Below are 15,142 nucleotides of genomic sequence, written 5' to 3' on the forward strand. Positions count from 1 at the left end.
CTTCAGTCGAGCGCCATGTCGGCGCGGAAGCGTTTCATCCCGTCGATCTTCTCGGCCAGGGTGGCGTCGGCTCCGCTGTAGTACATCCACGGCATGGTGATGATGCCGTGGATTCCGCCGGCCTCGGCAGCTTGAAAATGCTCGGAGGTGAAGGCGTCGGTCAGTGGAGTGATGACGGTGAAATCATCCATGGACAGGCCATTGTCGGCGCGCAACTCACGTAGCCGGGACACCCGTTCCAGCGCCCGATCGGTGGTGATGAGGTCGCCGATCCAGCCGTCGTGACGCGCCGCGCGGCGCAACGCGATGTCCGACAGGCCGCCGACGTAGATCGGGATGGGCGGCGGAGTGGGTTCCATCTCCAGTCGCGGGGTCGGGTAGAAGTCGCCGTCGAACTCGGTCCAGCCGGGCGCCCAGAGTTGTTTCATCAACTCCAGCATCTCGTCGGTGCGCTTGCCACGGCGCTCGAATTGCTGTCCCAGCAACGCGAATTCGTCTTCACACCAGCCGACGCCCACCCCGAGTTCCAGTCGCCCGCCGGCCAGTACCGCGGCGGTGCCGATGGATTTGGCGGCGGAGTAGGGATCGCGCATCGCCGGGATGTAGACCGTGGTGACGAATCGCACGCGAGTGGTCACCAGCGCGATCGCCCCGATCATCACCCAGGGGTCGGGCCAGTGGGTGAATGCCTCCCAGCGGCGCTTGCCGTCCTTGGTGTACGGGTAGGGTGTTTTCAGGTTCTCCAGGTTCACCACATGGTCCGGGATGCCGATCCCGTCATAACCGAGTTCGTCTGCCGCCCTGGCGACTTCGATGGCTTCCCGGGTGTCCAAGAAGGCGACGCTGACGTAGAACCGCATGCCGGTCAGCTGACCTCGCGCGCCCAAGCGGGGGTGATGAACACACCCTCGGCTTCCACGCACACCCCGTCGGCGTCGGCGATGAACCCGCGGGCGTAGGTCTTCACGCCTTCGACCCGGTCGATGTAGGCCTCGGCCCGCAGCCGGCCCAGCGGCGTGGCGCGCACGTAGCGGCACGAGATGGTGCCGGTGAAGTTCGGCTTCGTCAGTCCCCCACTGGCTGCCTCGCCGAGGATGTGGTCGAGCACCAGCGCGGACATGCCGCCGTGCACGTGCCCCGGCGGACCTTCGTAGGCCGCGCCCAGTTCGAACTCGGCCACACACCGGTCCTGCTCGTCGCGGCTGATGACCAGCGGCGGGGCGATCGGGTTACGCAGCCCGATCACCGGGTTGCCCCAGGACCGGCTGCGGCCTTCGGCGCTGAACCGCACGCCGTAGGCGCCGTCGATCTGCTGGGTGCGCAACGTGGCGGTCACGGCCTCGATGGCGGCCTGCGCCTGCCGGATGGCGTCCTCGCCGACCTCGGTTCGGATGGTGGCGTCCAGCAGGTCGCGCACCGCGTCGGTGAACGGTCCGAAGTACGCCCGCTGGCGCTCGTACTCGTCGTCGCTGGTGGCATCGTGAGTGAACCGCACCCGATCTTCATATCATCGAGGGCTCTACGAAACGTGCTCGACCCCTTCAGCTCGGCCCTACCTCCCCGGCGACCGAGCTAGCTGTACTGACCTGAGAGGTTAGGTACGCGGCTGGCGGGTGCGTTACCTGCGAGTGCGGTGTGGCCGCGGTGATGATTGTAGTGGTGTAGCCAGATCGGGAACTCGGCGCAACGTTCGGCGTCGCTGGTGTAGAGGCGCGCATAGGCCCATTCGTCGGCCAACGTGCGATGAAACCTCTCCACCTTGCCGTTGGTCTGCGGTCGGTAGGGTCGGGTGCGGCGGTGTTCTATGTCACCGAGCGCGTCTCGGAATGTCTGAGACCGGTAGCAGGATCCGTTGTCGGTCAATACTTTCCGTACGGTGAAGCCGCATTTGTTGAACCAGGAATGCGCACGTAGCCAGAACTGTGCAGCCGTCTCTTTGCATTCGTCGCTGAGGATCTCTGAATAGGCCAGCCGGGAGTGCGCGTCGATGGCGGTGTGCAGAAAGTGATAGCCGCGCCGTCCGTCGTTGTCCGCTCCGGTGCCGTGGCGTTTGTCCGCCCGAGAGTGGCGCCGACCTGCACTTCGGCCCAGCATCCGCCACCCGCCGCCGGCCGGGATCTTGCCGAGCTTTTTGACATCGACATGCACCAGATCACCCGGAGCGGCGGACTCCATCCGCCGAATGACCCGCCCGGTGGGTCGGTCCAGCCAGCAGAGCCTGGCCAGCTTGTAGCGGGTCAGAACGCGGTGCACGGTCGAGACGTTCAAGCTCAGGTGGTAGGCGATCCGGGCGGGGCCCCAACGCCGGATGACGCGGACTTTGATGATGCGACGTTCGGTCCGGGTCGAGGTCTGATTGGGGCTGCGGTGGGGCCGTGAGCTGCGATCGGCCATCCCGGCCGGCCCTTCCTCGCGGTAGCGCTTCGCCCAGCGCTGGGCGGTGGTGACGGCGACCTGGAATCGTTCGGCAGCTCGTCGCAGCGACCAGCCATCCTCGATGATGCAGCGAGCCAGGCGCAAACGCCCGGTTTCTGACAAGGGGGCATTACGGTGGGACACGAAGACCTCCGAGATGAGTTGGTGCGTTCCTTAGACAGCTCGCACTTCACTCGGAGGTCTTCTTCATGTCACCACGCCACGCCGTAATCCGTACCTAACGTCCGTGGTCAGTACAGCTAGCCCCCGAAGACCTTGCGCACGACGGCCTTCGCCCGCCGGGTCACCCGCAGGTAGTTGTCCAGGAACTCGCTGCCGTCGTCGTTGTGCCAACCGGCGGCCACGGCCACGGCATTGAGTTGACGGCCCGGCCCGGGCAGCTGGTCGGTGGGCTTGCCCCGCACCAGCACCAGCGCGCTGCGGGCACGGGTGGCGGTCAGCCACGCCTGCCGCAGCAGGTCCACGTCACCTTCGGCGATCAGCTCCGCGGCGCCGATGGCGTCCAGCGATTCCAGCGTCGAGGTGTTGTGCAGTGACGGGATCTTGTGGGCGAACCGCAACTGCAGCAGCTGCACGGTCCACTCGATGTCGGCCAGCCCGCCGCGGCCCAGCTTGGTGTGGGTGTTGGGGTCCGCGCCGCGCGGCAGCCGTTCGGCGTCGACACGCGCCTTGATGCGCCGGATCTCCTGCACCGCGGCCTCGGAGACACCTCCGGCCGGATAGCGGGTCTTGTCGGCCATCAGCAGGAAGCGGTGCCCGAGCTCGAGGTCACCGGCCACCGGGTGGGCCCGCAGCAGCGCCTGGACCTCCCAGGACTGCGCCCACTGGTCGTAGTAGGCGGCATAGGACGACAGGGTGCGCACCAGCGGCCCGCTGCGCCCCTCCGGGCGCAGGTTGGCGTCCACCTCCAGCGGTGGGTCGGCGCTCGGGGTGTTCAGCAGCGCCCGCACCTGCTCGGCGATGGACGTCGACCATTTGACCGCCCGGTTCTCCTCGACCCCGTCGACGGGCTCGCAGACGAACATGACGTCGGCGTCGGATCCGTAGCCCAGTTCACCGCCGCCGAGCCGGCCCATGCCGATGACGGCGAACTTCGCCGGGATGATGCCGTCGGCGGGCGTGTTGGCGCGGATCACCGCTTCCAGCGCCGCCTGCAGGACCGCCACCCACACCGACGTGAGTGCCTTGCACACCGCGCGCACATCGAGCATGCCCAGCAGGTCGGCCGAGGCGATGCGGGCCAGTTCACGCCGGCGCAGGGTGCGCGCCGCGGCGATCGCCTTGACCGGGTCCGAGTACCGCCCCGCCGCAGCGACCAGAGAACGTGCCACGCCTTCGGGTTCGACGTCGAGCAGTTTGGGGCCGGTGGGCCCGTCGGCGTAGGACTGGATGACCTCCGGGGCGCGCATCAGCAGATCGGGAACGTACGCCGAGGTGCCCAGGACGTGCATCAGCCGCTTGGCCACCGCACTCTCGTCACGCAGGCTGGACAGGTACCACCGCGCGTCGGACAGCGCCTCGCTGATCCGGCGGTAGGCCAGCAGCCCGGCGTCGGGATCGGGGGTGTCGGAAAGCCAGTCCAGCAGGGTCGGCAGCAGCACGGTCTGCACCCGGGCCCGCCGGCCGCCCTGGCTGGTCAGCGCCGCCAGGTGGGTCAGCGCGCTGCGCGGCGCCTGGTAGCCGAGTGCGGCCAGCTGCCGCTCGGCGGCCTCGCTGGACATCCCCTCGTTGTTCAGACCGGAAGCGAAATCGACTGCGTTGCCTACGGATTCGAGCAGCGGCTGATAGAACAGCTTGGCGTGCAGACGCGAGACCCGCACACTCTGGCGCTTGAGCTCTTCGCGCAGCACCCCCAGCGCGTCGTGCTGGCCGTCGGGGCGGACATGCGCGGCGCGGGCCAGCCAGCGCAGTGCCTCGTCGTCGTCGGGGGCGGGCAGCATGTGGGTGCGCTTGAGGCGTTGCAGCTGCAGCCGGTGCTCGAGCAGCCGCAGGAATTCGTAGGAGGCTGTCATGTTGGCGGCGTCGTCGCGGCCGACATAGCCTCCGGAACCCAGCGCGGCGAGCGCGTCCACCGTGGAGGTGACGTGCAGCGAATCGTCGTTGCGGCCGTGCACCAATTGCAGGAGCTGCACGGCGAATTCGACGTCACGCAGCCCGCCGGTGCCCAGTTTGATCTCGCGGCTGCGCACATCGGCGGGCACCAGTTCCACGACGCGGCGGCGCATGGCCTGCACGTCGACCACAAAATCCTCACGCTCGCATGCCGTCCAGACCATCGGCATCAGCGCGGCCATGTACTGCTCGCCGAGTTCGGCGTCACCGACGGCGGGCCGGGCCTTCAGCAGGGCCTGGAACTCCCAGGTCTTGGCCCAGCGCTCGTAGTAGGCGATATGGGATTCCAGGGTGCGCACCAGCTGGCCGCGTTTGCCTTCGGGCCGCAGGGCGGCATCCACTTCGAAGAAGGTTTCCGACGCCAGCCGCATCATCTCCCCGGCCACCCGCGTCTCGGTGCCGTCCGCGGTCTCACCGACGAAGATGACGTCGACGTCGGAGACGTAGTTGAGTTCCCGCGCACCGCATTTGCCCATGGCGATGACGGCCAGCCGCGGTGGCTTGGTGTCGCCTTTGCAGACGATGGTGGTCGCCACATGCAGGGCGGCGGTCAGCGCGGCGTCGGCCATGTCGGCCAGGTGCGCGCCGACGGTCGGGAACGGCAGTACCGGTTCGTTCTCCACCGTGGGTGCGACGTCGAGGCCGGCGAGTACCAGCAGGTGGTCCCGGTACAGCGTGCGCAGGACGGGAACCACTGTCGCCGGGGCGGTTTGGGCGGTGACGTGGGACACCGCCTCGAGGAACGTGCGCTTGAGTTCGTCGGCCGACGGCAGCGTGATCGGCCCCGGGGTGGCGCCTTGCAGCAGCCGCCACGCATTCGGGTTGGCCACCAGGTGATCACCGAGCGCCAGCGACGAGCCGAGCACCCCGAGCAGCCTGCCGCGCAGTCCCTTGTCTTTGAGCAGCGCGGTGTTGAGTTCGTCCCACTCGGCGCCCAGGGCGTCGGCCAGTCGCACCAGGGCACGCAGCGCGGCGTCGGCGTCGGGAGCCCGCGACAACGACCACAGCAGCTCGATGTGTGCGTCGGTGTCCCAGCCCAGGCGGGTGAGGTCGGACTGCGCGGTGCGTTCCAGCAGGCCGAGCCGCCCTACGCTGGGCAGCTTCGGGCGCTGCGAGGCAGGTTTGGACGCGGGCACGTCAGCACGGTAACGCAACCGCCCCTCGGTTCGGCAATCCTGCCGGGCGGGGAGCCGTTACAGGCTGAGGTAGGTCTTCAACTCGAACGGGGTGACGGTGCTGCGGTAGGTCTCCCACTCGGTGCGCTTGTTGCGCAGGAAGAAGTCGAAGACGTGTTCGCCGAGGGCTTCGGCCACCAGCTCGGAGCCTTCCATGGCCTCCAAGGCGTTGCCGAGGCTGTTGGGCAGTTCGCGGTAGCCCATGGCGCGCCGTTCTTCAGCGGTCAGGCTCCACACGTTGTCCTCGGCCTGCGGCCCCAGCACGTAACCTTTTTCGACCCCGCGCAGGCCGGCGGCCAGCAGCACCGCGAACGTCAGGTACGGGTTGCAGGCCGAGTCGGGGCTGCGCACCTCGACGCGCCGTGAGGACGACTTGTTCGGCGTGTACATCGGCACACGAACCAGTGCAGAGCGGTTTGCGGCGCCCCAGGAGGCTGCTGTGGGCGCCTCGCCACCGTGCACCAGGCGCTTGTAGGAGTTCACCCACTGGTTGGTGACGGCGCTGATCTCGCTGGCGTGCTCGAGGATGCCGGCGATGAACGACTTGCCGACGTCGGAGAGCTGCAGCGGGTCATCGGCGCTGTGGAAGGCGTTGGTCTCGCCTTCGAACAGGCTCATGTGGGTGTGCATGGCCGAGCCCGGGTACTCCGCGAAGGGCTTGGGCATGAACGACGCACGCACTCCCTCGCCGAGGGCCACCTCTTTGACGAGGTACCGGAAGGTCATCACGTTGTCGGCCATCGACAGGGCGTCGGCGTAGCGCAGGTCGATCTCCTGCTGGCCCGGCGCACCCTCGTGGTGGCTGAACTCCACCGAGATGCCCATCTGCTCCAGCGCATCGATGGCATGCCGCCGGAAGTTGGGGGCCGAATCGTGCACGGCCTGGTCGAAATAGCCGCCGTTGTCCGCGGGCACCGGCACGCTGCCGTCGTAGGGACCGGGCTGCAGCAGGAAGAACTCGATCTCCGGATGCACGTAGCAGGAGAAGCCCAGGTCACTGGCCTTGGCCAGCTGCCTGCGCAGCACGTGGCGCGAATCGGCCCACGACGGTGAACCGTCGGGCATGGTGATGTCACAGAACATCCGCGCCGAGTGGTGATCTCCACCGCTGGTGGTCCAGGGCAGCACCTGGAAAGTCGACGGGTCGGGCCGGGCCACCGTGTCCGATTCGGACACGCGGGCAAAACCTTCGATCGACGAGCCGTCGAAGCCGATGCCCTCTTCGAAAGCGCCTTCCAGTTCGGCGGGCGCGATCGCCACCGACTTCAGGAATCCGAGCACATCGGTGAACCACAGCCGCACAAAACGGATGTCCCGTTCCTCCAATGTGCGCAGCACGAATTCCTTCTGGCGATCCATGACGGCGAGCGTATGCAAGACCTGTTAACTCTGTGTTACGGCGGTGAGTCGGCTGCGCTCAGCAAAACAGATTCGCAGGTGGCAGCACCTGGTCGACGAAGTAGTTGACCGTCGCCGTGTCGATGCACTGCTGCCCGTTGAACACCACCGTGTGCTGGGTCCCGTCGAAGGTGATCAGCGGCGCCTGCAACTGGCCGGCGAGATCCACCCCGGCCTGGTACGGCGTCGCCGGATCCCGCGTCGTCGACACCACCACCACCTTGCCCGGTGGCATGGCCGGCGCCGGTGCGGGCACCGACGTGGCCGGCACCGGCCAGAATGCGCAGATGTCGCGCGGCGCGAAACCCGTGAAGGCACCGTAGGACTGGAACGGCGCAACCTGACGCATCCGCAGGTCGAAGGCCGCCCAGGCGGCCGGGTCCTGCGGTACCGGCGCGTCGACACAGCGCACCGCGTTGAAGGCGTCCTGCTTGTTGCGGTAGTGGCCCGCAGCGTCGCGTCCCTGGTACAGATCGGCCAGCCCCAGCAGGTCGTCGGCCTCGGTGCCACGCTGCAGTCCCAGCAGCCCGCTGGTCAGGTAATCCCAGTAGCGCGGGGTGTACAACGCGTTGCCGGTGCCGATGATGGCGTCGGAATAGCTCAGCCCCCGCGGGTCGGCGGTCCGGCCTGGTTGGCGCACCAGCGGGTCCACCAGCGCGCGGTACCGACTGACCCACTGCGCCGGGTCCTGACCCAACGGGCAGCCCTCCGACCGCGCGCAGTTGGCGGCGTAGGTGTTGAACGCCGTTTGGAAACCGGCGTTCTGGCGCAGGGTTTCGTCCATCGGCGGCACCGCCGGGTCGATCGCACCGTCGAGCACCATCGTGCGCACATGCTGGCCGAACTGCTCGAGGTAGGAGGTGCCGATCTGGGTGCCGTAGCTGAACCCGAGGTAGTTCAGCTGCTCGTCGCCGAGCACCTGCCGCACCGTGTCGAGATCACGCGCCGCGTTGACCGTGCCGACGCCGGCCAGGAAGTCGGTTCCCATCCGTTCGGCGCAGCGGTCGGCGAACTGCTGGTACTGAGCTTCGATGGCCGCCACCCCGGCCGGGCTGAAGTCGACCATCGGATCGCGCCGCCAGGCGTCGAATTCGGCGTCGGTGCGGCATCGCAGTTGCGGTGTGGAGTGCCCGACCCCGCGGGGGTCGACGCCCACCAGGTCGAAGTGTTCGGCGATCGGGCTGCCCGCCAGAGCGCGGCCCATACCGGCCACCGTGTCGACCGCCGAGGCGCCGGGCCCACCGGGGTTGACGAACAGCGGACCGATCCGGGTGCCGCTGGCGGGGATGCGGATCACCGCCAGTTCCGCCTGGGGACCGGTGGGGTTGTCCGCGCTCACCGGCACCGGCACCGTGGTGCACTGTGCGGTGGGCAGCACGTCGACGCCGTACCCGAACTGCGTGCAGTCTGCCCAAACGTGTTGTGTGGCAACAGGTTCCGGCTCGGCCTGCGCACTGGGCGCAGTGATGCCGGACAGCAGAGCGATCGAGAGCAGCATCGAGCCCGAGAACAAGGAACGACGCATGCGACACATCGTCGCATGCCCGCCCGCGGGCGTCGCACCCGAGCGGGTCACGCTCCGGTATCAATAACCACGGCGCATCAGCACTTGGCGTCCGGCGGCGGCATCGCCCCGTCGATCAGGTAGCGCGTCGCGTAGTCGTCCACACAGGCATTGCCCTGGAACGTCACGGTGTGCTGGGTGCCGTCGAAGGTCACCAGCCCGCCGCCGAGCTGATCGGCCAGCTTCACCCCCGCCTCGTAGGGCGTGGCCGGGTCACCGGTGATCGAGACCACCAGCGTCGCCGGCAGGTCCGGTACCGACAGCTCGTGCGGTTCGCTGGTGGGTTCGGCCGGCCAGAGGTTGCACGTGGGTTCCGGGACCAGACCGGTGAATTCGCCGAACGACAGGAACGGCGCGGCCTCGCGCAGTCTGCGGTCTTCGTCCACCAGCACCGACATGTCGGTGATCCGCGGTTTGTCCATGCAGTTCACCGCCATCCGGACGTCGGTGGCGTTGGTGTAGTGACCGTTGCCGTCACGGCGCATGTACATGTCGGCCAGGATCAGCAGCGTGTCGCCGTGCCCGTCGCGCAACTCCGACAGGCCCTGCGTCAGGTGCCGCCACAGCGCCGGTGAGTACAGCGCCATGATGGTGGCCGTGGTGGCATCGAAGTGCGACAAGCCGCGCGGATCCTGGGTCGGTGCCGGCGTCTGCTCGTACGGGGCCAGCAAATCCTTGTACACCTCAACGGCTTTCGCCGGGTCGGTGCCCAGCGGGCAGTCCGGGTTGGTGGCGCAGTCCGCGGCGAAGTCGTTGAACGCCGACTGGAACGCTTTCGCCTGGGCGATATCGGCTTCCACCGGGTCGGCGTTGGGATCGATGGCGCCGTCGAGGATCATGGCGCGGACGTTCTGCGGGAACTGCTCGGCGTAGGTGGACCCGATCCGGGTGCCGTAGGAGTAGCCCAGGAAGGTCAGCTTCTCCTCACCGAGCGCTTCGCGGATGCGGTCGAGGTCTCGTGCGACGTTGTCGGTGCCGACGTTGGCCAGGAACTCGGTGCCCATCTTGTCGATGCACCGCTGGACGTACTCCTCGGTGTCCCGGTTCAGGCGGTCGACGCCCTCCTGGGTGTACTCGATGAGCGGTTCGGCGCGTTGCCGGTCGTTGTCGGCGTCGGAGTTGCACCACAGGGCCGGGCTCGACGAGGCCACCCCGCGTGGGTCGAAGCCGACGAAATCGAAGCGCTCCCGGATCTCGTCGGGCAGGGTGCGCAGCAAGCCGAACGCGGCCTCGATACCCGACTCCCCCGGCCCGCCCGGGTTGAACACCAGCGAGCCGATCTTCTCTCCCGTGGCGGGGAACCGGATCAGCGCCAGGTCCAGCGCGTCACCGTCGGGCTCGTCGTAGTCCACGGGTACTGCCAACAGTCCGCACTCGGTGCCTTCGGGCAGCTCGATCTGCGACGGCTCCGTGAACTGACAGGCCTCCCAGGCCACCGGTGCACCCGCACGGGCGCCCGCCGCGGTCGGTTGGCCGTCGACCTGCCTGCTGCACCCGGCCGCCCCGAACACCAGTCCCGCGATCGTCACCCCGATCAAGGTGGCACGCAGAGGACGGCGACGGGCGAGCTTGCTCATGGGCAATATGCTGCCATGAGCCCAGCCCGGAACCGCTCAGGCGCTGGTAGGCGCGCCATCTGGCGGTGCGGCTGTCAGCGGTTGGCCGCGGCGAGCAGTTCTTCCATCCCGACCTGGAAGTCGTCGGCCATCGTCCACAGGTCCGGCAGCAACTCCGGGCAGGAGACCAAGCCCACGTCCAGCTTGCCGATCAGCGACATCACCGTGATGTTGAGCCCGGACCCGTGGAAGATCGGCCCGAGCGGATACATCGCCTTGACTTCCGATCCCAGGAAGTACAGCGGCACCTGCGGACCGGGGACGTTGGACAGCACCAGGTTGTGCACCGGGCGCGCCTCGGTGAGCCGCGACCGGGCGTAGACCCGCATCGCCACGCCGAACACCGCGGGCGCCGCGAACTGCGACCAGTCCTGCAGGAGTGTCGCCGCGATGGCCGAACTGTGTTCCTTGGCAACCGAAGTCGCCTCCGCGATGGCAGTCAGCCGCTCGGCCGGGTCGGCGATGGTGGTGTACAGACTGGCGAACATCCCCGACACCTTGTTGCGGCCGGGGCGGTCGGATTTGTCGTGGACGGACACCGGCACCATGGCCACCAGGGAGCTGTCGGGCAGTTCGTCGCGCTGGAGCAGGTACTCCCGCAGCGCCCCGGAGACCAGCGCCATCACCACATCGTTGACCTTGACCCCGAAGTGGTTCTTGACCTTCTTGACGTCCTCGAGGTCCAGCTGGGCGTAGGCGACATTGCGGTGTGAGGTCACGTTGGCGTTGAACGCGGTCTGCGGGGCGGTGAACGGGCTCGTCATCGCCGAACCGCTGATAGCACGACGTACCGTGTCGACCACCGTGGTGACCGTCGAGGGCAGCACCTTGGTGGCCAGGTGCACCGGCCGGTTGGCGAACCGCACCAGACCGCGGGCGGCGATGTCGAGCTGATTGGCGTCGCCGGAACCCGGCACCGGATCCGGCGCAGGCGGGTCGGGTTCGGGGGAACACAACTGGGACATCAGGTTGGCTCCGGTGACCCCGTCCACGGCGGCGTGATGCACCTTGGTCATGACGGCCAGCCGGCCACCGGCGTGCGCGTCGGTGCCCGCGACGTTCTCGATCACCCACATCTCCCACAGCGGGCGGGAGCGGTCCAGCGGAAGCGAGGCGATGTGCCCGCAGATCTCGGCCAGCTCCACCCGTCCGCCGGGACCGGGCAGCCCGATGCGGTGCAGGTGCCGGTCGACGTCAAAGTCCTTGTCCTCCACCCACACTGGGTGATCGAGGTTGAACCGGCTGTCGGCCAGTTTGTCGCGGAATTCCGGCATCGCCGCGATCCGGACCACCAGTTCGTCGCGCAGACGTTCGAAGGTGTATCCGCCCGGCATCGTCGAGGTGTCGACGTCCAGGATCGAGCACACGTGCAAGGGCTGCGACGGAGTTTCGAGATAGAGGAAGCTGGCGTCGAGCCCGCTGAGCCGTTGCATCCGGCGATCGTATGTCCAAGAAGCGAAGGGTGTGAGGAACTCCACTTAACTTGCAGTTCACGTGAACGGACCCGGCTGGCAGACTGGTGGCGTCAGCAGACCCGGGGACCCTGATGGGCCTCGAGGATCGAACCGACCACCGCAGAGGACAGTGATGTCTGAAAAAGCCGGAATGCAAGAGCAGCATGTTTATGGCGCTGCCTCCGATCAGCCCAAGAAGCGCTTCAAGGTTCGCACGCATCATCTACAGGCCTGGAAGAGCGAAGGCCACAAGTGGTCCATGCTCACCGCCTACGACTACTCCACCGCCCGGGTGTTCGACGAGGCCGAGATCCCGGTTCTCCTGGTGGGTGATTCCGCGGCCAATGTCGTCTACGGCTACGACACCACCGTGCCCATCACCATCGACGAACTGATCCCGCTGGTCCGCGGTGTGGTCAAGGGGGCTCCGCACGCGCTGGTGGTCGCCGACCTGCCCTTCGGCAGTTACGAAGCCGGCGCCATGCAGGCCCTGGCCAGTGCGACGCGGTTCCTGAAGGAGACCGGCGCCCACGCGGTCAAACTCGAGGGCGGCGAGCGGGTGGCCGACCAGATCGCCACCCTGACCCAGGCCGGCATCCCGGTGATCGCGCACATCGGCTTCACCCCGCAGAGTGTCAACGGCTTGGGCGGTTTCAAGGTGCAGGGGCGCGGCGACGCCGCCGAGCAGACCATCCACGACGCCATTGCCGTGGCCGAGGCAGGTGCCGTAGCCGTGGTGCTGGAGATGGTGCCCGCCGAACTGGCCACGCAGATCACCGGCAAGCTGACCATCCCCACCGTCGGTATCGGTGCGGGCCCCAACTGCGACGCCCAGGTACTGGTGTGGCAGGACATGGCCGGGATGACCTCCGGCCGCACCGCGAAGTTCGTCAAGCGCTTCGGCGATGTCGGCGGTGAATTGCGCCGCGCGGCAACCGAATACGCCGCCGAGGTGGCCAGCGGTACCTTCCCCGCCGAAGAACACTCCTTCTAGCCCCCGAACCCGAACCGACGCGGGCTCAGGCGAACCTGGGCGCGCGTTTGTTCAGGAACGCGTCGATCCCCTCTCCACCGTCGGGTCCGTCGGCGTTCTCCGCGATGAGGTCGGCCTCGAGCGCCATCTGGGTCTCGATGTCGTTGCCGAACGAAGCCAGCACCAGCTTCTTCACGGCGGCGTGGGATTGTTTTGCGCCAGAAGCAATCTGGTCGGCCAACTCGGCGGCCCGCCGGGCCAGTGCCGCACCCTCGACGACCTCGTTGACCAGGCCCCACGCATGAGCCTCGGCCGCCGACAGGGTGCGGTTGGTCAGCATCAGTTCCTGCGTGCGCCGCACACCGATGAGCCGCGGCAGGTAATACGACGCACTGCCGTCGGGGCTCAGCCCCGCTCTGGTGTAGGCCATGGTGAACGCCGCGGTATCGGCGGCCAGCACCAGGTCGCCGCTGATCGCCAACGAGAAACCGGCACCGGCGGCCACGCCGTTGACGGCCGTGATCACCACGGCGTCCATCCGGGCGAACGTCGAGACGGCGCGATGCAGATCGTCGGCGATGCCCTTGACGAAGGGGCCCGGTCCCAGCGGTGACGCGGCCATCGCCTTGAGATCGCCTCCGGCGCAGAAGAATCGGCCCGCACCGGTGATCACCACGACCTTGGTCTCGGCGGTGTCCGCCTGCACGGCGGCCTCGGCGAGTTCACGGGTCATGGTGTCGTTCATCCCGTTGGCGGCCTCGGGGCGGTTCAGCGTGATGGTGGTGATGGCGCCGGCCTGGTCGAACTGCAGTGTCTCGAAGGTCATGCCGAGACGTTAGCCGGTGGGCTGAGCAGTCGATCAGCGGTCCCCCGCCGAAGCGCGTCGAAATCCCCCGACCAGCCCAGCGAGCGCAGCGCGCCGTCGGCGATCACCCACGGCTGCTCCGGCGGGCACCCGTTGTCATCGGAGCGCCGGTTGATCACGGTCTCGACCAGGCGGAACGGTAGATCGTCGGCGTCGACGGGACCGGCGCACTCGGCGATGACCTGACGGGCCAGCAGCCGGTAGTGCTCACGCAACTCGGCGCGACGGGCGCGAAAGCCCGCGAACCGGTCCACTCGCAGCTCCGGCAGCAGGTACAGCGCGCCCAGATTCCAGCGGCTGCCGCACAGCTGGGTCACGTCGCTGACCACCAGAAGGTGCAGCCGCGGGGCAGCCGGCGAGGATTCGGCCAGCAGCTCATGGGCCAGGACCAACGGTGCGTCGACGGTGCCGGCAACCAGCGCGTCGAGAATGTCGTCCTTGGTGGCGAAATGGTGGTAGAGCGAGGCCTGCCGCATGCCCACTGCATCGGCGATCGCGCGCGTCGACGTGCTGGAGTAGCCGTGGGTGGTGAAGAGTTCGGCGGCCGCGTCGAGGATCTCCTCACGGGCCGTCTTGCCCGGACGACGCGATTGCTCCAGGCGCGGCCGCCCACGGCCGTCGGTGCGCATGCGTCACATTGTTGCATTGGCGATGCCGCGGAGGGTGCGCCACCTGCGCCGATCCCATTACCTGTCAATCGACAGAAAGTGTCACGCGAACGTAACAGCGCAGACATGACCCCGGAACGCGCTGCCACAAAACTTTCACCCGACAGTTAATCGGTCAGGGAGGAACTATGAGCACCGCGTCCACCGACGGCGCCCGATCGCATGCCCGGTCACAGGCCTCGGGTGCGCAGATGCGGGTCCCCGCCACCCCCGAGGGCATCGACCCCACCCGGTTGGTCTGGGCCGAAAGCGTTCCCGGCGGGTCCTACACCACCCGCGTCCTCGGGCGCGGCAGCCGCCTGCGCCTCATCGACCCCGACGGCCATGCCTGCGCACACCTGCTGTTGTTCCGCGCCGACGCCAACTGGGAACGGCTGAACGTGGCCGACACCATGAAGGTGCCGTGGCAGGCCTACCTGGGTACCGGTCACCCCCTGTTGTCCGACCAGGGTCGGGTGCTCGCCACCGTCGTCGCCGACTCCTCCGGGCACCACGACCTGCTGTGCGGTATGACCCCCGCCGGGCAGAGCGCAATGCTGCTGGCTGCGGCCAAACACGGCATGGACGCCCGCGACGTCGCCCCGTCGGCGTCGTTCTTCCAGGGCGTGCGGGCCGCGCAGGACGGTGCGCTGGAATTCATCGGATCCGCCGGCCCGGGCGCCGCGGTGGACCTGCTGATCCACCTGCCCGTGGTGGTGGCGTTGGTCAACGCGGCCCATCCGCTCGATCCCCGCGGTGAGACGACGGGGCTCGACGTCCTGGCCTGGCGCGCCGACGAGGAACTGCGCACACCGGTGAGCACCGACCCCGAGTACCTACGCGCCCTGTTCAACACCGAGAGCACCTGGGCCTGCGCCCAGAACGCCGCCGCGATCAGCTAG

12 protein-coding genes are annotated in these 15,142 nt (G+C 68.0%); 2 read left to right on the forward strand and 10 right to left on the reverse strand.

Going from position 1 to position 15,142, the window contains the following annotated elements; translation table 11 throughout:
• Nucleotides 1-2: 2 nt before the first annotated feature.
• The 8 genes from NL241_RS21815 to NL241_RS21850 all read right to left on the reverse strand — a co-directional run bounded on the left by NL241_RS21815 (nucleotide 3) and on the right by NL241_RS21850 (nucleotide 11,734).
• Complete coding sequence (locus NL241_RS21815) at nucleotides 3-860, reverse strand: TIGR03619 family F420-dependent LLM class oxidoreductase (RefSeq protein WP_494394998.1); 858 nt, start codon at nucleotides 858-860, stop codon at nucleotides 3-5.
• A gap of 5 nt (nucleotides 861-865) precedes the next feature.
• A complete protein-coding gene (locus NL241_RS21820; RefSeq protein WP_494394999.1) occupies nucleotides 866-1,495 on the reverse strand; it encodes a PaaI family thioesterase in 630 nt (209 codons plus the stop codon).
• Between the two features lie 77 nt (nucleotides 1,496-1,572).
• The gene (locus NL241_RS21825; RefSeq protein ID WP_494395000.1) at nucleotides 1,573-2,559 is read right to left on the reverse strand and encodes an IS481 family transposase; all 987 of its coding nucleotides are present in this window, start codon (nucleotides 2,557-2,559) and stop codon (nucleotides 1,573-1,575) included.
• 116 nt (nucleotides 2,560-2,675) lie between these two features.
• Nucleotides 2,676-5,684 (reverse strand): bifunctional [glutamine synthetase] adenylyltransferase/[glutamine synthetase]-adenylyl-L-tyrosine phosphorylase, encoded by a 3,009-nt coding sequence (locus NL241_RS21830; protein WP_494395001.1) that lies wholly within the window; start codon nucleotides 5,682-5,684, stop codon nucleotides 2,676-2,678.
• 57 nt (nucleotides 5,685-5,741) lie between these two features.
• Nucleotides 5,742-7,082 (reverse strand): type I glutamate--ammonia ligase, encoded by a 1,341-nt coding sequence (gene glnA, locus NL241_RS21835; protein WP_487688025.1) that lies wholly within the window; start codon nucleotides 7,080-7,082, stop codon nucleotides 5,742-5,744.
• 58 nt (nucleotides 7,083-7,140) lie between these two features.
• Nucleotides 7,141-8,655 carry an alpha/beta hydrolase gene (locus NL241_RS21840; protein WP_494395002.1) on the reverse strand — a complete coding sequence of 505 codons (1,515 nt, stop codon included), beginning with the start codon at nucleotides 8,653-8,655 and terminating at the stop codon, nucleotides 7,141-7,143.
• 68 nt (nucleotides 8,656-8,723) lie between these two features.
• The gene (locus NL241_RS21845) at nucleotides 8,724-10,262 is read right to left on the reverse strand and encodes an alpha/beta hydrolase (RefSeq protein WP_487688020.1); all 1,539 of its coding nucleotides are present in this window, start codon (nucleotides 10,260-10,262) and stop codon (nucleotides 8,724-8,726) included.
• A gap of 74 nt (nucleotides 10,263-10,336) precedes the next feature.
• Nucleotides 10,337-11,734 carry a WS/DGAT/MGAT family O-acyltransferase gene (locus tag NL241_RS21850; RefSeq protein ID WP_487688017.1) on the reverse strand — a complete coding sequence of 466 codons (1,398 nt, stop codon included), beginning with the start codon at nucleotides 11,732-11,734 and terminating at the stop codon, nucleotides 10,337-10,339.
• A 172-nt stretch (nucleotides 11,735-11,906) separates the two neighbouring features.
• Here NL241_RS21850 and panB point away from each other — a divergent pair, with 172 nt between their 5' ends.
• Nucleotides 11,907-12,749 (forward strand): 3-methyl-2-oxobutanoate hydroxymethyltransferase, encoded by an 843-nt coding sequence (panB, locus tag NL241_RS21855; protein WP_487688159.1) that lies wholly within the window; start codon nucleotides 11,907-11,909, stop codon nucleotides 12,747-12,749.
• 25 nt (nucleotides 12,750-12,774) lie between these two features.
• Here panB and NL241_RS21860 read toward each other — a convergent pair whose 3' ends face one another.
• Nucleotides 12,775-13,554 (reverse strand): enoyl-CoA hydratase/isomerase family protein, encoded by a 780-nt coding sequence (locus NL241_RS21860; protein WP_487688014.1) that lies wholly within the window; start codon nucleotides 13,552-13,554, stop codon nucleotides 12,775-12,777.
• Complete coding sequence (locus tag NL241_RS21865) at nucleotides 13,551-14,222, reverse strand: TetR/AcrR family transcriptional regulator (RefSeq protein WP_487688012.1); 672 nt, start codon at nucleotides 14,220-14,222, stop codon at nucleotides 13,551-13,553. Before NL241_RS21865 ends, NL241_RS21860 begins: the two co-directional genes overlap by 4 nt.
• Before the next feature lie 167 nt (nucleotides 14,223-14,389).
• On the opposite strand from NL241_RS21865, the gene NL241_RS21870 reads away from it, so the two are divergent.
• Complete coding sequence (locus NL241_RS21870) at nucleotides 14,390-15,142, forward strand: DUF1989 domain-containing protein (RefSeq protein WP_494395003.1); 753 nt, start codon at nucleotides 14,390-14,392, stop codon at nucleotides 15,140-15,142.

The sequence above is a fragment of the Mycolicibacterium sp. SMGY-1XX genome, assembly GCF_059132455.1.